Consider the following 25,052-nt stretch of genomic DNA (forward strand, 5'->3'; position numbering starts at 1 on the left):
CTTTAGTTTTGAGTTTTATATCATTGACAAGAACATTAAAGAGAATCAATTTAGGGTTTTAATCTACGTTACAAACCAAACTTTACTCCACACCATATTAAGCATCTTTATAACCATCCAAGATTTGAACATAACCTTGGGTTCCATCTACCCGGATATACTGGCCATCCCTAATTTTTTTGGTTGCATCGTCTACGCCTACGACAGCTGGAATTCCATATTCGCGAGCCACAACTGCCCCATGGGTCATCAACCCTCCGACTTCCATGACTAGGGCTTGGGATGAATTAAATAGCGTCGTCCACCCGGGATCTGTAAAAGGTGCAATTAATATCTCTCCTGGTTTTAGGTTCGCTTTTTCTGGACTTAATACTACTCTTGCATAACCTTCTATTACACCAGGGGAAACAGGTGTACCAATTAGAGATCCAGCGGGGGCCTGAATATCACGTCTTCTACCTGTGATAATCTCTCCTTCACTAGTCATTACACGAGGAGGGGTAAGCTTTTGATACTGTTTGTATTCCTTTTTTCGTAGACTTATCAACTCAGGCAAATTGCCTCTAAAACGGTTTCCCATTACCATGAGAATCTCGTCTAAAGTCAGATAAAAAACGTCTGTCCGATGTTGAAGAACCCCCTGATCAACCAGTTGATCTGCTTCTTCCAAAATAGCCTGTTTGTAAAGATTAAGATGTTGCACAAGCATATATTTAGGATGTTCACGAATACCCATATGATCTCGATATACCTTAATCAATCGAGACATCCATCTTTGCTTCATCAGCCCACCACGGATTTTCCTGACTCGTTCGAGAATGAACTGACCAGCTTGTTCTGCTTCTATTCTTCCATTGTTAAATTTCTCTCGATGTTCTCCAAGTTTTAGATTTTGAATATGACTCAACATGGATGGCACCAGCATGGTAGGAGCTTCTTGCCAACGCAACTTTGTAATATCGATCTCCCCTGGACAGCGCATCCCATATTGATGAATAAAAAGCTCAAACTCTTTTCGGAAAATGTCTCCCCCTTCAATTCGATTCAATCCTTCATAAAAGGAATGGTCTTCTGCTTCTTCTAAATATCGGATCACCTCGGAGTATTGTCTGGCTATATCCGCCACATCTCCTAGAACAAGCCCCATTTCACTCGTAACATTACCCGGTAATGATTTATTAAGCAGATCGACGGCTTGATCATCTCCTAACCAGCGTTTGGATAAATATCGGATCATTTTTGAGGCAACAATCCCTGACAGTGGGTATGGCATAATATCTAAGAAAAGTCTCAATAGTAAATTCCCCGCACTTTGTTGAATCCATCGAATTCGCTCTGAACCAGATTTCTGAGATAGTTCTTCTTTACTTTTCTTAACCCAAGTTTCCATATATTCATTACATCGATGAATAGAATCAGAGGAATCCCGAAAAAGGATGTTTTTGATCGTATCCATTAAAATAGATTTCACAAATTGCCTAGCTTTCTTAACAATCTGCTTATTTGGGATTGCATTTTTTTGAAATTGTTCACGCTGAATGAATTGCGTAATAGCATTACTTATTAATTCATCAACATGGCTAAGCGCCAGAGGCATCATTTTTTGCGCAGGTTTCCAATATAACACTTCTGTTGGATTGATATACAATCGCCCACCTGCTGATAACATAACATCACTTTCAGAGCCGATATCCTTCTTCCCAAATGGAAAGATCCTGCGCATAATCGAAATAGCTAACGGCTTCATTGCATCTGTCATCATTTGTTGATGACCAAAGGAAAAAAAGACCTGTAACTTTAAGTTGTCCTGAATGTCTGGGAGTGGATATAAAGAGGTAATTGGCCGGCTTTGCAGAATAACTAATTTTTCATCTACCCATCCCCACTCAATATCTTGCTCTGATCCATAATGTTTCTCAATCTCTTCCCCCAGCTTTGCCAATTCGAATATTTTTTCATCAGGGAGCGCTTGTTCCTTCTGTTTGTCTTTGGATAGATCTTTCGTGATTGTACCGCCCTCGGGCAACGCATAAATAGCAACTTTCTTGTCAGCAATCTGTTTCTTTACAATTTCTCCGGATCGAACTTGATATAGATCTGCTGAAACAATACCAGAAACAAGCGCTTCGCCAAGTCCAAAACTCGCATCAATCGAGATCGTTTTACGATGCCCCGTAATAGGCTCTGCGGTAAACATGATTCCTGAAACCTCAGGAAACACCATTTGCTGTACCACAACCGAAAGAAATACGGAACGATGATCGAAACCATTTTTCATCCGATAAGAGATCGCTCGATCTGTAAATAATGAAGCCCAACATTTTTGGATGGCTTGAAGAATTTGTTCCTTACCTTTGACATTTAAATACGTATCCTGTTGACCTGCGAAAGAAGCTGTTGGTAAATCTTCAGCTGTAGCACTAGAGCGAATCGCATAAGCAGCTTCTATCCCCGTCTTTTTCCACTCTTCTACGATCGCAGACCAAATATTATCAGGAATAGTTAAACTCTCTATATGATCTCGAATTTGCTTTCCTAAAATTCGGATAGAATCTAATTGATCAGGTTTCAATGGATCAAGGAGTTCAAATAGATCTTCTATCTCATTACTTGTTTGTAAAATAGAACGATAGGTAGCAGTGGTCACGCAAAAGCCTCGTGGGATTGGAAAACCCGCCTTACTCATTTCACCTAGATTAGCTCCCTTTCCCCCAACGTAAGGTAAACTAGATTTGTCGATCTCATTAAAGCTCAACACATATGGAATCACCTTATATCACCCTTTTTTAGATTTTCAGAATCAAATGGGGTAATCATTTTGATAACAATGTATAGATTTTCAACTATTTTAAAAAGATGTTTCTTAATCATCATCCTCTACTTCTTCTTTGCATGCCCTAAATTCTAAACATAGTATTTAGTATATTCATTATATTTATTGAATAATTAACAAATACTAATTCCTTTCAAAAAAGGGGTAAGAATAAGCTTAACGATTTTTTCATTAGCTATAGTCTTCAATTGCGAAATTGTTTTAACCTTAAATACATATTCTACTTAAGTGTGTCCTTTCTATATTTAGAAATATTTATAGATATTAATTTAGAAATTAATTATTTTAAAATGGCGAATGGTCGTGTAAAATAGTATTGGGTTGATAGATAGTTGCGATTTTTCCTACTCTTACTATTAACCCAATAATTATAAATAGGGGAAAAGGAGATAGAAAAAATGAATAAGAAAAAGTTTTTGTCCATCCTGTCATTTACTTTTGCATTGATCTTTACATTGAGCATCACAAGCGCTTACGCAAATACTCCAACACAAGTACGTTTAACACCTAGTGAGTATTCTGATCAAACTGAATTAAGATGGTATAACGCTGGTCAAAAAATCAGAGTTAATTATGAAAACTATGATTCAAGTAATCGTGGATTCTCACTTCATTTAGGAATAGAAACAGCTGGTATGCATTATGACATAGTTAAAAATGTATGGGTTCCAAAAGGAACGAATTATCAAGGATTTGATTACATAGTACCAACAAGTGGCTATTATCTAGTAAAACTTCATTGTAATGGAGATGGAGGAACTAATGGTTGCGATGGTTGGGCTGGAATGGATGATTATTAAGTAAATATTTCAATCCCATGTAATTAATATGAATATATATAAAAGCCGACTTCCATTTGGAGATCGGCTTTTATACTGAGATAAGAGTTAGTATCTAAATCGTGTGCAAAATCGATACTTTTGCACCATTGGATACAGAACTTACAGCACTGTAGTTGGTACATGGTACAGACCTTACCTTAAGACTAATCTCATTCATCACTCTGTATCACTTGGCAAACGTTTTTACATTAGCATAGTAAACATGATATAGTGGGTACTTTCCATTACCTCGATATTCTTTTGCACCAGACTCGAAGTTCACATACAGTTTATTTTTCGCAATCGCAACCTCTTCACTCATAGGTGGAGCAGTCATTCGATTAACTTGTTTCCCCTTGCTTCCTTTGGTATAGCTATACAAAGTACTATTATTATTTCTACCACATGATTGACTGTAAATCACGCGGTTGGATGTCATGACTGCACCTTGTACACGATCTGGGGTTTTCCAAGTATATGCCGGAGTGGTAGATACCAGTTCATCTTTACTATTTAATTTGTAACCGTAAATCTGACCACCATTTCGATTTGGACTACATAATCCACTACTTCCATGTGTATATTTTCCAACCCACAACACATTACCATAATAGGTTGCATAAGAGCCGCTTTTTAGTTTGTAGCTCTTAGATGCAATTAATTTACCACCATTTTTAGCTTTGATTAAGTCATTAATCTTGAACTTGAACACATTACCCTTTGTAGATCCAGTCGATGCTAGCCAAATATGTTTTTTACTTACTGTCACACCACCCGCATGCCCTTTATGCTTTTTGGTTGAAGTTTCATACAAATACACCGTTTTGATATGTTTATTGCTAGCTAAATCCACAACGGCTAAGGCAACAGGTTTATCTCCTTTTCCAGACCAATAATAAGAAAACAACATCCAGTTTTTTGAGGGTAGATATTCTACACCCTGCGGAACCCATGCGTTACTAGTTGTTTTAGAAACCAAGGGGATTTTAGGACCTGCTTTAAAAGTCTTAAAAAATCCAGGATATGGTTTCGCTTCAGCTGTAGATGGAATCCCTAAACCCACCACCAAAATAGTGATCATTAGTAAAGTCATTATTTTTGAGCGGTTCATTGTTGATCCTCCTCGTTAAATAAGCTTTATTCCCACGTTAGGGTAACCTCTTGGAATCTGTTCTTGTAAGGATCAGGGACAAATTTTTCCGGAGCTATTTGAAATTATTCCAAAGGTTACTTCCACCATTTACTCGCCCATGGTTTTGTAATAATTTTCTTTACAACCCTCCTTCTATAATTGCATAAATTATATTCCGAATTATATATTATTAGATTCCAATTTGCAAATATTTCCTAAAAATCAACTTGTAATCTCTAAAAGTAACAAAATATGATTCAGTTATTACATTTTAAAAAACATCTAATAACAAAATAGAATAAAAAAGAGCGGTTGATCCGCTCAATGAAGTCGTTTATACATATCTTATATTTACGCTAGAGTTATCTGACTACTAAATCGAGTGTAGATATAAGCATCGGGGGGATCATTTCCAATCCCAACTACTTCCTCCAGACCATTCAGTGGAAAAACCCATCTATATTAACTTCATTGGATTACACTCTTCTAAGTTACATTTACTAAATACTTCATTACAGAAGCTGAAGCATGCGTTTAATAATTGGATTTCGTACCCGGTTCCAGACCTTACTTTTGACTTCTTTATTCCTTGTTAAACGCATTCACTTTTGCATAGTAAACGTTATATAGTCTTGGCTTTTTCCCATTGCGATACTTTTTGGCACCAGATTCGAAGTTTACATACAGGTAGTTTTTAACAATCACAATCTCTTCACTCATCGATGGAGCAGTTATTGAAAAGCGTAATGTCCCTTTAGAGTCCTTACTTGCATTGGTGTATCTGTACAAAGTACTATTATTATTTCTTCCACAGGATTGACTGTAAAAGATGTCATCGCCTTTAATAGCTGCCCCTTGAACGCGATCTGGTGTTTTCCAAATTTTTATTGGAGTAGTGGATCTAAGTTGATCGTTACTATCTAATGAGTACCCATAGATATAACCACCATTTGGATTTGGATCACATTCCTTTTTTCCATCTACATAACTCCCAACCCACAACATGCCATTATCAGTATAGGTAGCATAAGAGGCAGCTTCCAGCTTATGCTTATTGGATGCAATTAATTTACCAACTTGATTTTCAGGAGTTTTGATTAGATCATCAATCTTAAACTGGAACACATTATCACTTCCAGAATCAGTAGATGCTACCCAAATATGTTTTTTACTTACTGTCACTCCACCTACATGTCCTGTAATCTTTTTTTGGGGAGTCTCATATAAATCAACCCTTTTGATATATTTACCGGCTTCCACTACCGCCAGGGTTGAGGCGGGTCGATCTTTTTTTTCTTCTTTTTTTCCTTCTTTTATTCCTTCACCCCAATAATACGTAAACAACATCCAATCTCTTGATGGTAGATAATCCAACCCCTGTGGAATCCATGCTTCTTTAGTTTTTTTAGAAATCAAGGGGATTTTGGGTCCTTCTTCTAAAAATTCAGGAATCGGTCTTGCTTCAGCCATAGATGGGACCCCTAACCCCACCACCAAAATAGTGATCATTAGTATAGTTATTACTTTAGATCGGTTCATGTGGATTCCTCCTTATTAGATAAACTTTATTACCTGTTGGAGCCAATCGAAATTGTTTGAAACAGAAGAGTTCCAAATAGTACTAAAGCAGAAACTAGACTAACAGCAACTATAGAAGAAATTTACTTTACCTAAACATTCCCTTTATGAATGCTTCTTATTATTGGTTATATTCAGAATTATATATTATCTAATGGCGATTTACAAATATTTATCCAAAAAACTCATTGACTTCCAAAAATATAAATAACAGCCTAACTATCACCAAGATAATACTCAATCAGTTTCTTTTTATGAATCCTAATACTAAATAAAATATATGATTTCATCTGTGAAGGGTTACTATCTCTTCCAATTCTAAAAGTAAGACCTCAATAAAAAAGAGCGGTTGATCCGCTCAATCATCATCTCTACATACTTTTTATTTACATGTCGGCGCTATCTGGCTATTAAATCCAGTGTAAGTATAAGCATCAGGAATGTACTTTCCAGTCCCAATTTTATTCCAAAGATTACTTCTACCATAGTAACCATCTACATACTCGCCTGTAATTTGGCAGGAAATCGTTACTTTAGTACCATTGGCTAAAGAACCTACAATGCTATGGTTCGTGCCTGGTCCAGACCTTACATTTAGATTAGCTCCATTCGTCGTTACTTTACCACTCACTCTACTTGCATAGGTATTAACATTCGCATAGTAAACATGATATAGTGGGTACTTTCCGCTGCCTCGATATTCTTTCGCCCCAGACTCAAAGTTCACATACAGATTATTTCCAGCAATCGCAATCTCTTCACTCATCGTTGGTGCAGTCATTCGATAGACTTCTTTCCCTGTACTCCCTTTAGTATAGGTGTACAAAGTGCTATCATTATTTCTACCACAAGATTGACTGTAAATGACACGATCTGCTGTCATAACCGCTCCTTGAATGCGATCTGGTGTTTTCCAAGTATGTGTAGGAGTGGTCGATGTAAGATCATCGTAACTATTTAATGGGTACCCATAGATATAACCCCCATTTGGGTCTGGATCACACAATCCACCACTTCCATGAGCAAATTTCCCAATCCATAACACATTGTCATAATAGGTTGCATATGAGGCACTTTTCAGATTGTAAGCCTTGGAAGCTATTAATTTACCTCCATTGCTAGCTTTAATTAAGTCATCAATTTTGAACTGGAACACATTTTTACTATTCCCAGCTTCATTCGATGAGAGCCAAATATGCTGCTTACTTACAGTCACCCCACTACCATGTCCCGAATGCATCTTGGTAGAAGTCTCATATAAATAAACCGTTTTGATATGTTGATTAGTAGCCAAATCTACTACTGCTAGAGCAACTGGTTTAGTTCCTTCTGGTTTCCAATAATAAGTGAACAGCATCCAATTTTTTGCTGGTAGATAATCTATACCCTGCGGAACCCATGCGTCACTAGTCGTACTAGAAATCAAGGGGATTTTGGGACCTTCTTGAAAAATCCCAAAAAAGCTAGGATATTCACTTGCTTGAGTCGTAGATGGTAGACCTAATCCAACTACTAAAATAGTAACCAATAATAAAATTCTTATTTTGGAACTATTCATGATGCTCCCTCCTCTATTCCATTACTCTACTTACAAGTGGGAGCGATTTGTCCATTGGAGCCTGTATATGTGTATGCATCTGGAATGAATTTTCCGGAGCCGATTTTGTTCCAAAGATTACTTCTCCCATAATAGCCATCTACATATTCACCATAAGTTTGACAAGAAATGGTCACTGAAGTGCCATTGGCTAAAGAGCCTACGATATCATAGGTAGTTCCCGGACCTGAACGAACATTGAGATTCGCTCCATTGGTTTGCACTCTTCCAGGATAACCATCTTGGGTTCCGCCACAGTTTGTACTTTTAATGTTAACCGCACTTGGATAGGCTAATGCTTTTCCTTCTAAAACTATTTTCACCACAGAACCGCCCGACCGTTGTTCATAATGTAAGTGTGCGCTTGACGTTCCGGATTTTCCTACTTCACCAATTTGTTGTCCTTGGGAGACTGTTTGTCCTTGGGAAACTTTAAATGCTTTTAGATGGGCATAAAGAGTCTCATAGCCGCCTCCATGGTCAATAATAATATACTTCCCATAGCTGGTATTTCCTAAATCCCTCACTAATTTGACTGTTCCAGCGGCTGAAGCAAGAACGGGCTTACCCAAATCATCATCACCCGAACCCCAGTTTAAATCAGCTGCATTTGCCGGGTTATGCCCAGTCCAAGTTGCGACTCTCCAAGTTTCATTACATGGGACAGGCATTTTATGACTGGGAGCTGCCGAAACCGTTTGCATAGGAAAAGCGGTTCCAAATAGTACTAGAATAGCAACTAGACAGATCACAAACATAGAAGAAAGTTTTTTCTTCACTTTAAAACACCTTCCTTTTGTAATTATTTGACTATATCCACTACATATTTAATTATATATTATCAGATTTTTATTATCAAATAATTTCCTGAAAATTAATAAATAATAATCTAATAATAAAATATCACCCAAGCTCCATGAAGAAAAAACTGAATAGCATCTTACCGTTTCCTTTTTTTACATAAAAATATTCTATTAATAATTCAAAAAATATCTTATAACAAAAGTTAATCTCACTCTTTGAAAGGAATGGGTTAACTTTTGTTATAGATAGAGTAAATGGATAATTCTATAACGAAAGATGGAGGATTAATTGTTCTCCTTTTGGCCCCATCTTTCTACCACCTCGATCTTGAAAACCTATCTTTTCATATAGTTGGCGAGCAGCAATATTTTTCATATTGACTGCTAAAACAATTTCATCGGTGGTAGGAAAATGTTTTGAGACAAAGTCATGAAGTAAAGAAAGACCTTTTTTGGCATATCCTTTTCCTTGTTGATAATAATCAATAGAAAAAGCAATTAATAATAACGAATGGGGATGATCTGTATATTCTTTAACTCGATCACCTGCATGGAGAACAAAAAAACCTACAGGTACAGAGTCAGCTGTAATTACAATAGATGTTTCGTTCTGATTTTTTTCTATCTCTTTGAGCATCTCCTTGGGTAAAGCTGTAAAGGTGACTTGCTCTTCAGGGAGACTAAATTGATTCAAAATTTCATCGTACTTCGGATGATAGAGTTCTAATCTAACAGATGAACTCAATGAAATGTTGTCTTTTTTCACTCATTCCAGCCCCTTTTTCAAGCGAACGAAGTGTACAAAACGTATGTTCGAACAAGATTCATTTTACTCTAGGACAGGGATTTTTTAAACAACTTTATGGACATTACTGAGTTAATTAATTCTATTCATTACATTCAATCTCTCCTTAAACATAAAAAACGAGAACTCTCCCTATAAGTTCTCGTTTCTACAAAAAATGAGCTAGTTAATAACTTTCACTTCAAATCAGATGAATTGTATACACCTTGCTGCTCCCACAATTGCTCCAAATCAGTTAGGTGTTTTGATATATCCATTTTATTCAACCCTGCAACAGCCGTTAACAAAGCGTTAATTAAACTCAAAGGCGCAACAAAAGAATCTAGAAAAGATGGCAGTTTACTTGAAGCGACTAAGTGAATATCAGAGTTTCTCGCTAGAGGAGAAGCATGGTGATCCGTGATCCCCAAGGTTCTTACTCCTCTTTTTTGTACATACTCAATCGCTTGGATGGTTCTTGCTGTATATCTGGAAAAACTAAACCCAATCACTAAATCACTTGGTCCAAGAGTCGCTAGTTTTTCGAACATTGTATCTGAATCCGCTATCAAGTGAGTGTTCTTCAAGAGTAGTTGTAAGTAAAACTCTAAAAAATAACCTAACGAATGAGAGCTTCGTAAAGCAACAATGGTGATCGACTTAGCTTCATTGATCCAATGAACAGCTTGATCAAATGATTTTAGATCTAATGCTTGGATAGTTTGCTGGATATTCGTGATATCATCCGTTAAGATTTCAATGGCTAACTGTTTCTTATGTGAATAAGTATCTTCTGCGAGATGAAGCCGGTCTACAGTGGTAAGACGCTTACGAATCTGGGCTTGCAAACTTTGTTGCATCTCAGAAAACCCCGAAAACCCCAAATAAGTGGCAAAACGAACCACAGTTGCTTCTCCTACTCCCACTTGTTTGGCGATATTCGCAACAGTTAAAAAGGAGGCGGTCTCCAAATTTTCTTCCAAGAATCGGGCTATTTTTAGTTGTGCTTTACTCATTCCACTACTTTTTCCCCGGATTAATTGAAAAACATCTTTCGATTCTGGCAATGGATCACCTACTTCATAGTTGTTTAACTCCTGCTTCAAATCGATTTAAAGTTTCATTAATCACTTCATCGGTATGTGCAATAGATAACGAGAAACGGTTTAATGGCTTGATAAAGATCCCTTGATTGAGTATAGAGAAATCAAGCTCTTTTCGAACTGAGAAATCAGATCGTAACACATCTTGAATCTGGTTAACAGGATGTTCGCTTAACACAATATTAAAGATACTTCCTTCACCCACCGTTTGCCCCCTTAAACCATAACGATTCATGATATCTTCCATTCCTGCTCGTAAACGAAGTGTTTTGCTTTCCAATTCGCTATATACACCTGTTTCTTCAATCGCTTGAATCGTCGCCAAGCCCGCAGCAAGAATCAGCGGATGCCCATTATAAGTACCACTATGAAACAGAACATTGGATGAGCGTTCTTTATTCCGTGTGGAATCTGTAGTTAAAATATCCGCTCCTCCAGTAGGTGAACATAAGTCCATGATCTCCTTGCGCCCACCAATCGCCCCAATCGGAAACCCTCCACCTAATACTTTACCTAGAGCAGTTAAATCAGGAGTGATTCCATATCGACCTTGAGCCCCAGACAAACCAACACGAAATCCTGTCTTCACCTCATCAAATATTAGCACAATCCCATACTTTAGGGTAATTTCTCTTAATCCTTTTAAAAAGTGTAGATCTGGGGGAATATACCCACCTTGAATGGGCTCCATAATCACAGCGGCAATCTCATCTTTATATTGACTTAAGATCTCTTCCGTTTGTTCAAGATCATTAAATGGTAACACGACTGTATTTTCTTTGTAATAATCAGGAATCCCTCTGGAGTCTTCCTTTAAAGCAGGAAGTTCATTTTGATCCCGAAGAGATGGGTTTACACTAATCAGTACTTGATCATATCCTCCATGATAATGCCCTTCAAACTTTGCTAATTTTTTTCTCCCTGTCCATCCCATTGCAAGGCGAATAGCTAACTGAGTCGCCTCTAACCCAGAATTCGTAAAACGGACAGATTCAATGCTTGGATAAAGATCAACTAACTTTTCAGCCACCTCGGTTTCCAAACAATGAGGCGTTCCAAATATCATGGTCCCAATCTGTTGGAGTTGCTCTTGAAGTGTCGTAATGATCCGTTCATTTCCATGACCTAAAATAAGCGCCCCATAACAAAGATTGTAATCAATATAATCATTTTGATCCAAATCCCACAGATTGGCTCCATCTGCCCTCTCCATCACAATGGGATAAGGATCAAAATACTTAATATTTGCTGTTACACCCCCAGGTAAAAATTGAGTCGCCTTATGATAAAAATCTGCAGATTTCTTAGTTCTCTCTAAATAATTGCTGTTTGTTTTCATTATTTGGTCTCCTCTTTCGAAATATATATTCCGTAATAAATAAATAATGGAATATATATTTCATTATATGCAATAGGCGAATTAATTCGAGTGGAATAAAACGCATTTAGATTGAGTTTAAACCTATTTTTCTTTACTTTTTGTACATAATCAAAAGAAATCATTTGATTTTAAATCATTGTTTAGTGGAGGATGTGAAGTATCGAAAAGGAGATTTTTGGAAATCTTATAGATTAATTATAATGAAGGAAGTGGTTCAACCCATGCTTTCAAGGTCTCCGCACTCCGAACAACACTTTACAGCTTCCGATACCGTAAGAGATATAGTGATTGGAATGTCCGATGGACTAACCGTCCCCTTTGCTTTATCTGCAGGTCTAACGGGTGCAATCGATACCTCCTCACTTATTGTAACGGCGGGCTTAGCCGAGATCGCAGCTGGGTCTGTTGCAATGGGCTTAGGCGGATATTTAGCAGCTAAAACAGAGCTAGAACATTATGAAACAGAATTAAGTAGAGAAAAGAAAGAAATAGAAACAGTACCTGAGGTGGAAGCAGAAGAAGTAGCACACATCTTTCGCAGTTATCATTTAAAAGAGGAACAAGTTCAGGCCATTGTTGAGGAAATGCGTAACCATCCTGAACAGTGGGTTGATTTTATGATGCGATTTGAATTAGGTCTACATAAATCGGCTGCCAATCGTGGGCGGAAAAGTGCTTCAATCATTGGACTTTCCTATGCGATCGGTGGGATAATTCCCTTGCTCCCATACCTTCTAATTGGAGAAGTAGCCACTGCGCTTAAATGGTCAGTCACGGTCACTTTAATCGTTTTATTTCTGTTTGGCTTGATCAAAGGCAAGTTCACGGGTACCCATTCACTTAAAAGCGCCTTTCAAACCACATTAATTGGTGGAATAGCTGCTGGAGTAGCCTTTTTACTAGCTAGATGGGTATCCTAACTAATTCTTCCAAAAGAGGTTGATAAAATGATTGAAGAAATAATCACTCATCTTCATCCAATCTTTGTTCATTTTCCCATTGCTTTTATTATCATTGGGGTTATTTATGATTTCTTTTTAGTCTGGAAAAACAGAGCTATTCAACCTAGTAAAGGATTCGGACTATGGTGTGTAGCGGCTCTCGGCACGATATTAGCAGTGATTACTGGTCCGGAAGATCTAGCACATGGAAATACAGACTTGATCGAAATCCATGAGAAGTTAGGGAATATAACGATGTGGTTAACCCTTCTAATGATCGTTCTTCGACTGTGGGTCTGGTATCAAATGAACACTTTTAAAAGGTTTCTTTTAACTACTTACCTCATTCTCTCACTTTTGATTGGCACACTTGTTTCAGTGACTGGTTTTTATGGAGGAAAAATGGTTTACAATCAAGGTGTTGGGGTAAAAGTAAATGGAAATTATGTAAACCCATCGATCCAGACGAATATAGAAGCTGATTAACGGATAACTAAGATGCAATTGGGCAATTCATCAAGTCGTTACATTCACCCCAAATAACCACTATTCAAGACCCTGAACGATTTATCTTCAGATGATTAAGCAATACGCATCTTTTTGGGCAATTTCACTTGTTGATTTATGAAAATTAGATACTTTAACATAGGTATTATCTCTTATTTTTTCAATTTATTTATTCTCATCATTCTCTTTATAGTATTACAAGCCTTTTGAAATTCGAATATCATTCAGACTTCCTGATTATTTGTTTGAAATTTGTCAATATTCAATCAAAGGAGACCCGTCATATGAACAAAAATTCTTCTTCCTATTTTCACTTAGAGGAACTGACAAAAGGCGTTTATGCTGCTGTTGTCAAAGATGGAGTAGGCGGTTTTAGCAACGCTGGTTTTGTAAATCTTGGAGACCATACGCTTGTCTTTGATACCTTTCTCACACCTATCGCTGCGGCTGATTTAAAAAAAGCAGCTGAACACTTAACTGGCAAGCCTGTTACATCTGTGGTAAATAGCCATTGGCATGATGACCATACACTAGGCAATCAAGTCTTTTCAGATGCGACCATGATCTCAACCAAAGTGACTCGAGACTACATGAAACAAAATCTATTTGCCAACAAGGAGTTTTTTCAAAAGGATTTATCCCAATACCTTGATTCCATAGAGACACGTATTTCTTCTACACTTGATAAACAAATGATTCAAGGTTTGAAACATGAGTTACAAGATCGGAAAGTTTTATTTAACACACTATCAAATTTTGAATTGGTTCTCCCCTCTGTTACCTTTGATACAAAACTCGAAATTCATGGTTCAGAGCGAAGTGTGGAGCTCCTTTCCTTCGAAGGTGGTCATACCGCTAGCGACACGATCCTTTATCTACCTGATGATGGTATTGTCTTTATGGGAGACCTTCTATTCGTTCATTCTCACCCCTTATTGATCTCTGGAAATCCATTAAAGTGGATCAACATCCTTAAGCAGATTGAACGAATGAATGTAAATCAGTTCGTACCTGGACACGGACCTATCGCTAATAAAAAAGTGCTTCATCCTCTTCGTCATTATATGGAGCACCTGCTGGATAAAGTTAAACAACTCTTAGCTAAAGGGATCACCAGCCAAGATGCAAATTCGATCCCAGTACCGAAAGAATACTATCATTGGAAAACACCACAATTTTACAATAAAAACCTTGCCCATTTCTTAGAGCAGCATCAATTCTGGTCCACAGGTGCTAGCATGGCATAAGAGCTTTAAACCATATCAACAGCCTAGTTTTCTTCAAGAGAACTAGGCTGTTTTGTAGCTATTCTTTCATTCATTATCAATGGGATAAATGTCTTCTTTAGGCATGATCAGCTCTGTAAATGGTGGATTGGCTACCTTTCTCTGCTCTTCTACAAAGGATGAGATGTCTTGAATCTCAACAATCCACTCACGTGCATACTTCTCCAGAAATGAACCTGATAATCCTAACTGAATCGCTCTTCGCTCCACTTTATTACCGGTTGGATCATGATCTGGGTCCCACTGTAAACGAACTTCAGATTCCTGCAACTCTTTTTTCCATTGTTCCTTCGTATGATAGATTTTAGAGACAAACTGGCTATGTACAGCTACAGTTAAGATTTTCTCAAATGCAGCCCTTTTTAGTCGGATGGCTAAAGTAACCTCTTGATTTTCCTTTCTCCCCCATCCTGACCGATACATCATCCACAAAAAGTTGGTTTTGATCCAACTCATCCGTGACAACTTAAACGGTCCTCCAAAATATCCATGTTTGATAGCAAAGGATGCAATTGTTGGATGGTACGCTTGATATACAATGATTGTTTCATCATCATACTGTGCCAAAATATGATTTCCAGTGTTAGGCCATCGCTCTTGTTGCAAATGATAGGGTTCAGTTACTAAATTCATGGTATATTCCTTTCTTTATCGTTAATAAGATTTAATCAGTTTGCTTAACAAACTAGTTTATTTATTAAAAGTAATACCTTTTTAAAAAGCTGTACATTTTTATAGCTCAGATATACCTTTCTACAATTACCCTTATACTTTTGGCTATTTATTTAGTATAGGTCTTCTAAAAAAAGCCAAGGGTGAAGGAAAACAATTTGCCCAGAAGTTAAATTCTTTTCTGAGAGAATCAGGAACAAGACCGATCGAAGAGTTAGCTAACCATCACTTTCATCTAGACCTTTCTCAGCAAGATTTTTGGCAACAATCCATCTATCAGATCGTCAAAGATATCGAGCAATATACAATTTTATCGATAAAATAGGTTTGATAAGAGCCTATCCATAGTTGATTGTAGGCTCTTTCATATTCCAGTTATACAAGTATCCACATAACTACTTCACACTCTGTCTCTTCTGTCGTTCTATTTCCTCTGTTAATTTTGGTTGTGGATCTTCCCATGTAGGCGGCTTAATAACCTTTCCATCTGATTCGCGAAATCGTGGTTGTCCATCCTCCCAACATTTATCCATATTGGCTTGATGAACAATCTGAAACAATGTTTCTGGACGCACTCCCATCTCTACGAGCGTCCCCAATGTAAAGTAAAGCAAATCAATCATTGCATCTGCTTGGTCAACCATAGAGTTTGCCTCTTGAAACTCCTGAATCTCCTCTAAAAGCCATTGAGTACGCACTTCCACTCGTTCAGAAGTTAGCTTTTCAGGTGTAGCTCGATGAGGTGAGCCAAACCTCCTATGAAATTCTCTCACCTGTTCCCACGCTTGATCCATCTTTCATTTCTCCTTTGTCGATCTGCTAACAAAAATCATATCCCTTACACAATCTGAATAATTCTCTGATAAGGAGGTGTAGATTTTGTTGTTATTTATCCTTCAGTTGGCCTTAGTCCTGATCCTCGTACATGCCGTTTTTACGGGAGTGCAAGCAGTGCGATCCAATCGTAAGAACTGGTTTCATTTTGCATATCGACTCGCGATCGCCTATATTGCTTTTTATTTTCTTTTGGACTATTTAACTTAATTACCAACAACCACCTCTCAGATCACAGAGAGGTGGTTGTTGGTTTTATAAATCACTAAAATCAAGGGTGCTAGCTTTTGTATAGTTGGTCACTTTTTGCTCGAAAAAGTCTGTTTTCGTCGCATTTAAATTAGAAAAGCTTTCCACCCATTTCATCGGGTGAGTTGTTATCTCTGGATACAAAATATCTATTCCCAATCGACTGAGTCGCTCATTTGCTAAAAACTTGATGTATTTATCAATCAGGTCATTGGTTAACCCTTGAATATGATTATTAGTTAGGTATTGTCCCCAACTAATTTCATGCTCCACAGCAGTACGAGTCATTTCGCGTAACTCTTGAATCATTTCTGGTTTAAACAAATCTGGATTTTCCTTACGCAATTCTTTGATCATGTTTTGGAATAACACGACATGTGTTAACTCATCTCGTTGAATATATTTAATAATTGTTGCTGTAGCTGTCATTTTGCCCATCCGTGCCAATGCATAGAAAAAAGAGAAACCACTGTAGAAGTATAAAGACTCTAGTAAAAAGTTGGCCATACAAGTCCGCACAAAATGTACATCATCTTTATAGTCTACAAATTGCTGATAAAGATCGGCAATAAAACGATTCCGGCTCAACAAATGTTCATCGTTGCGCCATTCATCATAAATTCCTTCTCGTGTCTCTGGTGAGCAGACACTATCTAAGATATAGCTGTATGATTGGGCATGGATTTCCTCTTGAAAAGCTTGGATATTTAACAGTGAGCACACTTCAGGTGCTGTCACATATTCATTGATATTAGGCAAGTTTTCTCCTTGAATAGAGTCTAAAAAATTCAAGAATGAAATCGTTTTATCAAAACCACGTCGCTCTTCCTTACTTAACTCGGGAAACTGTTTGGCATCACCCGCTAACGGGATCTCCTCAGGAATCCAAAAGTTATTTAACATCGTTCGATACAACTTATGAGCCCAATCATACTTAATCCGGTTCCATTCTCTTAGGTTCGTTGTATTCCCATTGATTAAACGTTGGGTTCCACGAACTCCCTCTTCATTAAAAATCTTTTTTCTGTGTAGCGATTCCAAAATTGTATCTCCTTTCTAAGTTTAGCTTAAGATGAACAACTTACACATTCTTCGACATCTACAGATTGATTTCGTACATAATAAATCGTTTTTAAACCATTTTCCCAAGCTTGTACATACAAATCTAAGAACTCTTTGGCACTCGTATTGGGTGTGATATACAAGTTAAAAGATTGAGATTGGTCAATATGACGTTGCCGTTTGCCCGCAGCTCGTATACTCCAATATTGGTCGATCTGATGTGCTTCTTTGTAATACCAAGTCGTTTCTGAACTTAAGTTAGGAGCCGTCTGTGGAATAATTGCTCCTCTCTTTTCTTCAATAAAAAACTTAGCAAATACAGGATCAATTCCTGCGGTTGAACCCGCGATCAACGAAGTGGAACCCGTTGGAGCGATCGCCATCACCCAAGCATTGCGAAGTCCGTATGTAGCTACCTGTGTTCGTAGCTGTTGCCAACGTTCGCTTGTATATCCACGCTTGTCAAAAAATGCTCCTGTCTCCCATTCGCTTCCCTTAAATCCAGGGTAAGCTCCTTTTTCTTTAGCTAAATTCATCGAAGCTTGAATGGACTGATAAGCAATCTCTTCGAACAAACGGTCAGCTTCTTCTACATGTTCTTCAGATTCCCACATGATCTTATGTTGAGCAAGGTATTGATGATAGCCACTGGTTCCCAATCCCACAGCTCGATATTTTTTGTTCGTCTGTTCAGCTTGGCGAACAGGATAGATGTTAAGATCAATGACATTGTCCAACATCCGCATCTGAACAGAAATGACTCGCTCAAGATCCTCAAGTTGTTCAATTCGACCTAAATGAACAGATGAAAGATTGCATACGACAAAATCTCCTGGTTTTTGCTTTGTTACAATCACTCCATCTTCCAATTCCTCACTGACAAATTCAGTCGCGGACATATTTTGACAAATCTCCGTACATAGATTGGAAGAATAGATCATCCCTAAATGATTGTTAGGGTTAGCACGATTTACTGTATCGCGGAAGAAAATAAATGGTGTACCTGTTTCAAAAGCACTTACCATGATTCGCTTCATGATTTCAAGGGCTGGAATCTCCGTTTTTTCCAATTCAGGATGAGCCACACACTCCTCATATTTACGCTCAAACTCTTCTCCCCACGAATCTTCTAAGGAGTAACCCATCACTTCACGCACTTCGTACGGATCAAATAAATACCAATGAGCCCGTTCTTTTACCTTTTTCATAAATAAATCTGGCACACAAACACCTGGGAAAATATCATGTGCTTTTAAACGATCATCTCCATTATTGGTTTTTAGATAGAGAAAATCGAGAATGTCTGCATGCCAAACATCTAAGTAAATCGCAAATGCACCGCGACGAACACCTAACTGATCAACGGCAACAGCTGTATTGTTATAGTTACGAATCCAAGGAATGACACCACCTGATGCTCCCTTGTGACCTCGAATTTTGGAACCTTTAGAACGAACCTTTCCAAGGTAGATTCCTACTCCTCCACCATGCTTAGAGACTTGTGCCGCTGAAGTATTGGTGTTATAAATCGACCAAAGAGAATCATCAACCGTATCAATAAAACAAGAAGAGAGTTGGTGTAATGGCTTACCTGCATTGGTTAAAGTCGGAGTAGCAACAGTAAGCTCTAACTTGGAAAGCACATCATAAAACTGTTTCGCCCAACCCACTCGCTGCTTTTCCTTCTGTGCTAGGTGCATCGCAATGATCATCATTCGTTCTTGTGGGAGCTCCATAATATGCTCTTGAAAATCTCTTACTAAATAACGATCTGAAAGTACTTTTAAGCCAATATAGGTAAATAAATGGTCACGCTCAGGAACAATATAATCTTCTAATTCTTGAATTTGTTCTTGAGTATACGATGCCAATAAATAAGATCCATAAAGGCCTTGCTCTGTTAACCTATGTATGAGTTGATATAAGCTTCCATACCGCTTAGAGGGATCATATAAACGATTTTGAGCAGCTTGGTGATATAAATGATTTGCTAGCATCCTAGCAGCTACATACTGCCAATCTGGCTGTTCAGCACTTGTTTTTTCAACGGCAACTTGAATCATTGTTTGAATAATCTCTACAGAAGTCATCTCAGAATGAAGCTGAGCTTTTGTTTCCTTTAACCATTCATCCTTGCTCAAATGTGTATAATTCTTAAAAATATCGTCGATGAATGCCTCTAGAGAATTCAATAACGGATATTCTGATATACTTAACAAACTAATCACGCCCGATCTATATATAGTCGCTATTGTAGTATATCTGATACTAGATATAGTGCAAACCTCTAAAACAGTTTTATATATCCGTTGAACGACAATAGGTCATGATTCTTACATCATACATGACCCATTCTCTAGCTATCTATTTGATTTCGTAGTTGACGACGCGAAGAAAGAAAAAGTATTGCTTATTAACAAAGTTTCATTGTCTTTTATATGTTGCTTAATTAATCTAACCCCAAGGGATAAATCAATCACTTTTTTGGGATGAAATTGAACAATTGGAAATAGCTATTAGCTTTTTCACTTCGGAAGAGGATTTGTGCTTTCCTTGAAGGGAGTCCTATGGATTTACCTAAGCTTTATGATCCCACCCCGCCTTCCTTATCTGTCTCTATTTATGTCTTCTCACAAAAAAACAGACTGAAATTAGATTCAGTCTGTTTTCACCCTTTTATAGGCTCTTACTCCAATCATGAGTTGCACTGCCTTCGAGGAAACGTTCACAATCCAAAGCTGCCATACAGCCAGTTCCTGCTGCAGTGATTGCTTGACGATAATGTTGATCCTGCACGTCACCACAGGCGAACACACCCGCAACACTGGTTTGAGTCGTACCTGGTTTGACAACAATATATCCAACTTCATTGGTTTCTACTTGACCTTCTAAAAAGTCCGTGTTCGGTTTGTGACCAATTGACACAAAGATTCCATCCGCCTCAATGGTTTCCTCTTCGCCCGTTGCATTATTTTTTACTTTTAACCCTTTTATTCCTTGTTCACCTTTTATCATTTCAAGTGGAGTACGATTTAGGCTCCAAGTAATTTTAGGATTGTTCTTCGCTCGCTCTTGCATAATTTTTGATGCTCTTAACTCATCACGACGGTGAACTAAGTTAACCTCTGTAGCAAATTTGGTAAGGAAATTAGCCTCTTCCATAGCTGAATCTCCACCACCAACGACTATGATCTTCTTACCACGGAAAAAGAATCCGTCACAAGTAGCACATGTACTTACACCTTGCCCGATATTTTCTTTTTCGCCTGGAATTTGTAACAATTTAGCAGAAGCCCCTGTAGATAAAATCAGTGATTCGGTTTCAATCACTTCATCACCCATAAAGATTTTAAATGGACGATTTGATAGATCTACCTTTTTCACCCATCCACGTTTAAACTGTGTACCAAATCGTTCTGCTTGTTTACGCATATTTTCCATTAACTCAGGGCCTAGAATTCCCTCAGGAAAGCCAGGGAAGTTCTCCACATCTGTAGTTGTGGTTAACTGACCACCTGGTTCTGGTCCTTCAATCACCAGTGGATTCATATTTGCACGTGCCAGATAAATGGCTGCAGTTAAACCTGCTGGTCCAGTACCTAGAACAACAACTTTATTCATGTCACTCGTCCTCCTGATTTAGTAAAACTCATATGTAGAAAACATCAATAGTATTAACCATTCTATTCATGAAACTCCTTCATGCCTCATAACAAATAGCGTCCCGGTTTGTTATCTTTCCCGATCATCCGCACACCTAAACAAATCCATAAAAATATTATTTTAAAACTATTTAAAACAATCCCCTGTGTGAATCAAAGGATATCAAAAGACTCAACTCCATAGTAAAATGGTTCATATCATAAATAGCTTACCATGGATTATTATTGTTTCATATTTAAAATTTTATGAATTTCCTTGTGTCTCTCTAAACACACGAAGAATAGATTCGGGTGACTGCGCCCCAGATAATCCTAACTCATCATTGATAACAATAAAAGGAACTCCTCTTATTTGGTATTCACGAGCAAGATCCAGATCCTTCTGCACTTCATTTATATGTGCTTCAGTCGTGAGTTGATGACGAACTTCTTCTTGATCTAGTCCATGTTGCACAGCAATTTTTAATAGTTCATCCAAGTCACCTATATTGATCCCTCGGTCAAAATAGGCTTCATAAATGGCATCAATCATTTCTTCTTGTTTCTCAGGTGGGGTTAGTTTAATCAGCTGATGAGAAGCGATCGTATTAGGCATGACTTCAATTTTTTGAAAGTCAAAATGGAACCCAACGTTTTTCCCAGTTTCTACAACGGAATGAAATACTTCCTCAACTTTGAAGCCTTCCATTTTTTCCTCAATCAACTTTTTAAAAGGCTTTCCTTCATTAGGAATGTCTGGGTTAAGAAGATAAGCATGATACTCAATCTCCACATGTTGGCCAGATTCTTGCTCCCATTGTTGAATAGCTTCTTTTAAATATTTTTTACCAATTCGACACCAAGGGCAGACTGTATCTTGGAAAATACTAATTTTCACGCAAACCCCTCCCGGTATTTTCTTTATTTAGTTTAACATAAATCCAATTAAAAAACAATTATTAAATAAGAATCAGTTTAGTTTACATTACAAACTGGTTGGAGATAAATCTTTTTATGAAAAACCAAGATAAAACAGCCTCTCTGTTTTATCTTGGTTTAGATCACATTTACTTCTTTTTAATCTTAAAGATATAAGTTCCACTCTCTTCTTTGCTTTCGAGTAACTCATTTCCAGTTGATTGTGCCCAACTAGTAATATCATTTTTTGAACCCGCATCAGTCGTATGAACCTCTAAAATTTTGCCTGATTCCATTTGATCCATCGCTTTTTTCGTACGTACAATAGGCATTGGACAAGATAAGCCTTTACAGTCTAACACTTGATCTGAATTCATCTAAAATCTCTCCTTAAAAGGTTAATGTAACATCTGCATCTTTGGCAAAATCTAAGAAAGTGACGGCTCCACCCACATCGATTCCTTCAATAAACTCTTCTTTATTCAATTTCATAACATCCATAGTCATTTGACAAGCGATCATCGTCACTCCCATTTCAGAAGCCATTTGTACTAGCTCTGGAATCGGGGGAACGTTGGCAGCTTTGAATCCCTCAGCAAAATGTTCTTTTCCTACAGGCATAGGGAGCTGCTGATGGACTTGCTTATGAATCAGATTGAGTCCTTCAAAAGTAAAAAAGATCGCTACTTTAGCATCGGTAGCAGCAGCTGCTGTAGCAATATTAAAGACTTTATAAGCATCAAACATACCACCATTACTTGCGATAATTGCTACTTTCATTGAATCGTCCTCCATTAATCTTTTTCGATGGGACCTTTCCAATCTTCCATCCCACTTGTTACATTTTTTACAGTTTTAAATCCTTTTTCACTTAACAGTTGTGAGGCTAAATCACTACGATTGCCCGTTCGACATACCACATAAATATCCTCATCTGGGTTGAGTTCACCCATTCTTTTTTCTAATTCTCCATACGGAATTGAAATTGCACCAGGAATATGTCCAAATGCATACTCTGCTGGCTCACGAACATCAAGAATTACACCTTCGTTTTTTTCTAGTTTAGCATTCAATTCTTCAGGAGAAATTGTGTGTGGAAACTTTATTTCTTTCCCCTCAACGTCATTGGCTTTACGTAAATAATGTTTGAGGACATCCCCTTCTTGTTGCGTCCCTAGATAATGATGCCCAGTACTTTTGGCCCAGCCTTGAATATCTGCATAAGAACCAGGGTCTGTCGCCAATAATTCAAGCACTTGACCCGCTTGCAATTGATCCATTGCTTTTTTGGTTCTCACTATCGGCATCGGGCAGGACAAACCTTTCGCATCTACTTGTAAATCAACTTTGATAGACATTTTTTCACTCCCCATCCATGGTTAACACTTTTCCTTGCCAATCTAACATGCCACCAGCCATATTTTTGACCTTCTTATACCCATGATCAGCCAAATAGTCACATGCACGACCACTTCTAGCTCCACTTCGACAAACTAAGATGGTTTCTTTATTTGGATCTATTTCATCTAAACGGACATCTAATTGCCCCAAAGGAATTAATTGTGCACCTCTAATATGACCACTCCTATATTCTTCAACCTCTCTGACATCAATCAATTGTATTTCTTTACCATCTTTAAGGAGTTTTTCAACTTCCTTGGTTGTGATTTCTGCCCATTTGCTCATTTTCAAAACTCCTCTGCTCAATCTCGGTCCCTGTCAGTATTAAGACAAGATCTCAAGCCAAATTTTAATAGCTGTACCCATAATTAGAACTGCAAGTAACCCTTTTAAAAATGTCGTATTTAATCGTGTACTTAGTTTTGCCCCCAATGGTGCTGCAATTATACTTGCAATCACCATAACTATTGCTGGCCAAAACAGAATATCTCCAGCTAATACTTTTCCAACTGTGGAGCCAATCGATGAAATAAATGTGATTGCAAGCGAAGAAGCGATCGTCACTCTTGTAGGTATTTTTAAGATTAACAACATGATTGGTACAAGAATAAATGCTCCAGCAGCTCCTACAATACCTGAAGAGATCCCTACAATTAATGCTGAAATGACAGCAATCCAGCGGTTAAAATCAACTTGGTTCAACGGAATCTCTTCTGAACCTTGTTTAGGGATAAACATCATAACCGCAGCAATCGAAGCAAGAACAACGTAAATAAAGTTAATTGTTTCTCCAGATAAAAATTTACCACCATATGCTCCTAGAAAACTGCCTATGATAATTGCAACACCCATATAAATAACTAATTGGACATGAATCAGTTTTTCCTTTCGTAAAGCAAACACACCTGAAAGGGTGGCAAAGAAAACCTGAATCGCACTAATTCCTGATACTTCATGAGCTGTAAAGATGGCTACTCCCAATGCTGGAGGAATGTACAAAAGCATGGGGTATTTAATGATTGAGCCGCCAATTCCAACCAATCCAGAAATAAAGGAGCCTATAAAACCGATTAAGAACAATGTTATTAAAAGTGAAACAGTCACAAACGAATCTCCTCATCTACGCTTAAGAATCACCTAGCATTTGTCTCATTAGATTTCTTCACTCTAAAGGCTCAACAACACTCTTTTGAATAGAAAATCTGTCTCACACGATATTTTAAGAGCCACCAATATACCTATATGGGTATAAAAGAACTCAAAAAAATAACGCCTACATACCCAATGGGGTATCTATATATTAACCTCTCTCTCAACCGAAAGTCAACCCCTTTTCCCTTTTCGTACTATTAAGACTTTATATTAGAACAAAAAACCGTGAGAATTATTAGATTCTCACGGTTTTTCGCCTGGTAACGTCCTACTCTCCCAGGGGTCTGCACCCCAAGTACCATCGGCGCTGGAGGGCTTAACGGTCGTGTTCGGGATGGGAACGAGTGGATCCCCTCC

Annotated in this window: 24 protein-coding genes and 1 rRNA gene; 5 read left to right on the top strand and 20 right to left on the bottom strand. The window is 37.7% G+C overall.

Annotation, left to right across the window (positions count from 1 at the left end):
• Positions 1-97: 97 nt before the first annotated feature.
• Entirely contained in the window at positions 98-2,770 is a 2,673-nt protein-coding gene (ppsA, locus tag EDD58_RS10475) for a phosphoenolpyruvate synthase (RefSeq protein ID WP_131925342.1), read from the bottom strand.
• 461 nt (positions 2,771-3,231) lie between these two features.
• On the opposite strand from ppsA, the gene EDD58_RS10480 reads away from it, so the two are divergent.
• Positions 3,232-3,633 carry a hypothetical protein gene (locus tag EDD58_RS10480; protein ID WP_131925344.1) on the top strand — a complete coding sequence of 134 codons (402 nt, stop codon included), beginning with the start codon at positions 3,232-3,234 and terminating at the stop codon, positions 3,631-3,633.
• 208 nt (positions 3,634-3,841) lie between these two features.
• Here the strand turns inward: EDD58_RS10480 and EDD58_RS10485 are convergent, their stop codons facing one another.
• The 7 genes from EDD58_RS10485 to EDD58_RS10515 all read right to left on the bottom strand — a co-directional run bounded on the left by EDD58_RS10485 (position 3,842) and on the right by EDD58_RS10515 (position 11,990).
• Positions 3,842-4,765, bottom strand: coding sequence for a hypothetical protein (locus EDD58_RS10485; RefSeq protein WP_131925346.1), 924 nt, complete (start codon positions 4,763-4,765; stop codon positions 3,842-3,844).
• Positions 4,766-5,368: 603 nt separating this feature from the next.
• Positions 5,369-6,325, bottom strand: coding sequence for a hypothetical protein (locus EDD58_RS10490; protein ID WP_131925348.1), 957 nt, complete (start codon positions 6,323-6,325; stop codon positions 5,369-5,371).
• A gap of 421 nt (positions 6,326-6,746) precedes the next feature.
• On the bottom strand, positions 6,747-7,922 hold the full coding sequence (locus EDD58_RS15040; protein ID WP_207903291.1) for an SH3 domain-containing protein: 1,176 nt from the start codon (positions 7,920-7,922) through the stop codon (positions 6,747-6,749).
• Between the two features lie 26 nt (positions 7,923-7,948).
• Positions 7,949-8,740 (bottom strand): M23 family metallopeptidase, encoded by a 792-nt coding sequence (locus EDD58_RS10500; RefSeq protein WP_131925350.1) that lies wholly within the window; start codon positions 8,738-8,740, stop codon positions 7,949-7,951.
• A 289-nt stretch (positions 8,741-9,029) separates the two neighbouring features.
• Positions 9,030-9,509: a GNAT family N-acetyltransferase gene (locus EDD58_RS10505; RefSeq protein ID WP_424321664.1), complete on the bottom strand. Its 480-nt coding sequence runs from the start codon at positions 9,507-9,509 to the stop codon at positions 9,030-9,032.
• 236 nt (positions 9,510-9,745) lie between these two features.
• On the bottom strand, positions 9,746-10,654 hold the full coding sequence (locus EDD58_RS10510) for a MurR/RpiR family transcriptional regulator (protein ID WP_131925352.1): 909 nt from the start codon (positions 10,652-10,654) through the stop codon (positions 9,746-9,748).
• A complete protein-coding gene (locus EDD58_RS10515) occupies positions 10,629-11,990 on the bottom strand; it encodes an aspartate aminotransferase family protein (protein WP_131925354.1) in 1,362 nt (453 codons plus the stop codon). Before EDD58_RS10515 ends, EDD58_RS10510 begins: the two co-directional genes overlap by 26 nt.
• 242 nt (positions 11,991-12,232) lie before the next feature.
• Between EDD58_RS10515 and EDD58_RS10520 the strand changes: the two genes are divergently transcribed.
• From EDD58_RS10520 to EDD58_RS10530, 3 genes are all read left to right on the top strand, one after another.
• Positions 12,233-12,952 carry a VIT1/CCC1 transporter family protein gene (locus EDD58_RS10520; RefSeq protein ID WP_131925356.1) on the top strand — a complete coding sequence of 240 codons (720 nt, stop codon included), beginning with the start codon at positions 12,233-12,235 and terminating at the stop codon, positions 12,950-12,952.
• A gap of 27 nt (positions 12,953-12,979) precedes the next feature.
• Complete coding sequence (locus EDD58_RS10525; protein WP_131925358.1) at positions 12,980-13,459, top strand: DUF2231 domain-containing protein; 480 nt, start codon at positions 12,980-12,982, stop codon at positions 13,457-13,459.
• 305 nt (positions 13,460-13,764) lie between these two features.
• Positions 13,765-14,727 (top strand): MBL fold metallo-hydrolase, encoded by a 963-nt coding sequence (locus EDD58_RS10530; protein ID WP_131925360.1) that lies wholly within the window; start codon positions 13,765-13,767, stop codon positions 14,725-14,727.
• 66 nt (positions 14,728-14,793) lie between these two features.
• Here EDD58_RS10530 and EDD58_RS10535 read toward each other — a convergent pair whose 3' ends face one another.
• Together EDD58_RS10535 and EDD58_RS10540 are read right to left on the bottom strand one after the other, a co-directional pair.
• Positions 14,794-15,399 (bottom strand): DUF4291 domain-containing protein, encoded by a 606-nt coding sequence (locus EDD58_RS10535; protein ID WP_131925362.1) that lies wholly within the window; start codon positions 15,397-15,399, stop codon positions 14,794-14,796.
• Between the two features lie 434 nt (positions 15,400-15,833).
• The gene (locus EDD58_RS10540) at positions 15,834-16,232 is read right to left on the bottom strand and encodes a pyrophosphohydrolase domain-containing protein (protein ID WP_131925364.1); all 399 of its coding nucleotides are present in this window, start codon (positions 16,230-16,232) and stop codon (positions 15,834-15,836) included.
• 85 nt (positions 16,233-16,317) lie between these two features.
• On the opposite strand from EDD58_RS10540, the gene EDD58_RS14905 reads away from it, so the two are divergent.
• Positions 16,318-16,482 (top strand): hypothetical protein, encoded by a 165-nt coding sequence (locus tag EDD58_RS14905; protein ID WP_165875934.1) that lies wholly within the window; start codon positions 16,318-16,320, stop codon positions 16,480-16,482.
• 45 nt (positions 16,483-16,527) lie between these two features.
• Here EDD58_RS14905 and EDD58_RS10545 read toward each other — a convergent pair whose 3' ends face one another.
• The 10 genes from EDD58_RS10545 to rrf all read right to left on the bottom strand — a co-directional run.
• Positions 16,528-17,562, bottom strand: coding sequence for a ribonucleotide-diphosphate reductase subunit beta (locus EDD58_RS10545; RefSeq protein WP_131925366.1), 1,035 nt, complete (start codon positions 17,560-17,562; stop codon positions 16,528-16,530).
• A gap of 26 nt (positions 17,563-17,588) precedes the next feature.
• Complete coding sequence (locus tag EDD58_RS10550) at positions 17,589-19,802, bottom strand: ribonucleoside-diphosphate reductase subunit alpha (RefSeq protein WP_207903292.1); 2,214 nt, start codon at positions 19,800-19,802, stop codon at positions 17,589-17,591.
• Positions 19,803-20,259: 457 nt separating this feature from the next.
• The gene (gene trxB / locus EDD58_RS10555) at positions 20,260-21,204 is read right to left on the bottom strand and encodes a thioredoxin-disulfide reductase (protein ID WP_131925370.1); all 945 of its coding nucleotides are present in this window, start codon (positions 21,202-21,204) and stop codon (positions 20,260-20,262) included.
• Positions 21,205-21,489: 285 nt separating this feature from the next.
• Positions 21,490-22,122 carry a DsbA family oxidoreductase gene (locus tag EDD58_RS10560; protein ID WP_165875935.1) on the bottom strand — a complete coding sequence of 211 codons (633 nt, stop codon included), beginning with the start codon at positions 22,120-22,122 and terminating at the stop codon, positions 21,490-21,492.
• Positions 22,123-22,291: 169 nt separating this feature from the next.
• The gene (locus EDD58_RS10565) at positions 22,292-22,519 is read right to left on the bottom strand and encodes a sulfurtransferase TusA family protein (protein ID WP_131925374.1); all 228 of its coding nucleotides are present in this window, start codon (positions 22,517-22,519) and stop codon (positions 22,292-22,294) included.
• 13 nt (positions 22,520-22,532) lie between these two features.
• Entirely contained in the window at positions 22,533-22,922 is a 390-nt protein-coding gene (locus EDD58_RS10570) for a DsrE/DsrF/DrsH-like family protein (protein ID WP_131925376.1), read from the bottom strand.
• A 14-nt stretch (positions 22,923-22,936) separates the two neighbouring features.
• Positions 22,937-23,500: a sulfurtransferase TusA family protein gene (locus tag EDD58_RS10575; protein WP_131925378.1), complete on the bottom strand. Its 564-nt coding sequence runs from the start codon at positions 23,498-23,500 to the stop codon at positions 22,937-22,939.
• A gap of 4 nt (positions 23,501-23,504) precedes the next feature.
• Positions 23,505-23,828: a rhodanese-like domain-containing protein gene (locus tag EDD58_RS10580; protein WP_131925380.1), complete on the bottom strand. Its 324-nt coding sequence runs from the start codon at positions 23,826-23,828 to the stop codon at positions 23,505-23,507.
• Positions 23,829-23,867: 39 nt separating this feature from the next.
• On the bottom strand, positions 23,868-24,647 hold the full coding sequence (locus EDD58_RS10585) for a sulfite exporter TauE/SafE family protein (protein ID WP_131925382.1): 780 nt from the start codon (positions 24,645-24,647) through the stop codon (positions 23,868-23,870).
• 303 nt (positions 24,648-24,950) lie between these two features.
• A 5S ribosomal RNA gene (rrf, locus tag EDD58_RS10590) occupies positions 24,951-25,052 on the bottom strand; the annotation flags it as partial.

Origin of the sequence: Hazenella coriacea (genome assembly GCF_004341825.1) — a bacterium.
Lineage (GTDB): Bacteria > Bacillota > Bacilli > Thermoactinomycetales > Thermoactinomycetaceae > Hazenella > Hazenella coriacea.

Coding starts and splice junctions, on each gene's coding strand:
- EDD58_RS10575 (WP_131925378.1), bottom strand. CDS start 23,500: ATGTCTATCAAAGTTGATTTACAAGTAGATGCGAAAGGTTTGTCCTGC.
- EDD58_RS10490 (WP_131925348.1), bottom strand. CDS start 6,325: ATGAACCGATCTAAAGTAATAACTATACTAATGATCACTATTTTGGTG.
- EDD58_RS10570 (WP_131925376.1), bottom strand. CDS start 22,922: ATGAAAGTAGCAATTATCGCAAGTAATGGTGGTATGTTTGATGCTTAT.
- EDD58_RS10515 (WP_131925354.1), bottom strand. CDS start 11,990: ATGAAAACAAACAGCAATTATTTAGAGAGAACTAAGAAATCTGCAGAT.
- EDD58_RS10480 (WP_131925344.1), top strand. CDS start 3,232: ATGAATAAGAAAAAGTTTTTGTCCATCCTGTCATTTACTTTTGCATTG.
- EDD58_RS10520 (WP_131925356.1), top strand. CDS start 12,233: ATGAAGGAAGTGGTTCAACCCATGCTTTCAAGGTCTCCGCACTCCGAA.
- EDD58_RS10535 (WP_131925362.1), bottom strand. CDS start 15,399: ATGAATTTAGTAACTGAACCCTATCATTTGCAACAAGAGCGATGGCCT.
- EDD58_RS10580 (WP_131925380.1), bottom strand. CDS start 23,828: ATGAGCAAATGGGCAGAAATCACAACCAAGGAAGTTGAAAAACTCCTT.
- EDD58_RS10525 (WP_131925358.1), top strand. CDS start 12,980: ATGATTGAAGAAATAATCACTCATCTTCATCCAATCTTTGTTCATTTT.
- EDD58_RS10485 (WP_131925346.1), bottom strand. CDS start 4,765: ATGAACCGCTCAAAAATAATGACTTTACTAATGATCACTATTTTGGTG.
- EDD58_RS10540 (WP_131925364.1), bottom strand. CDS start 16,232: ATGGATCAAGCGTGGGAACAGGTGAGAGAATTTCATAGGAGGTTTGGC.
- EDD58_RS10565 (WP_131925374.1), bottom strand. CDS start 22,519: ATGAATTCAGATCAAGTGTTAGACTGTAAAGGCTTATCTTGTCCAATG.
- trxB (WP_131925370.1), bottom strand. CDS start 21,204: ATGAATAAAGTTGTTGTTCTAGGTACTGGACCAGCAGGTTTAACTGCA.
- EDD58_RS10530 (WP_131925360.1), top strand. CDS start 13,765: ATGAACAAAAATTCTTCTTCCTATTTTCACTTAGAGGAACTGACAAAA.
- EDD58_RS15040 (WP_207903291.1), bottom strand. CDS start 7,922: ATGAATAGTTCCAAAATAAGAATTTTATTATTGGTTACTATTTTAGTA.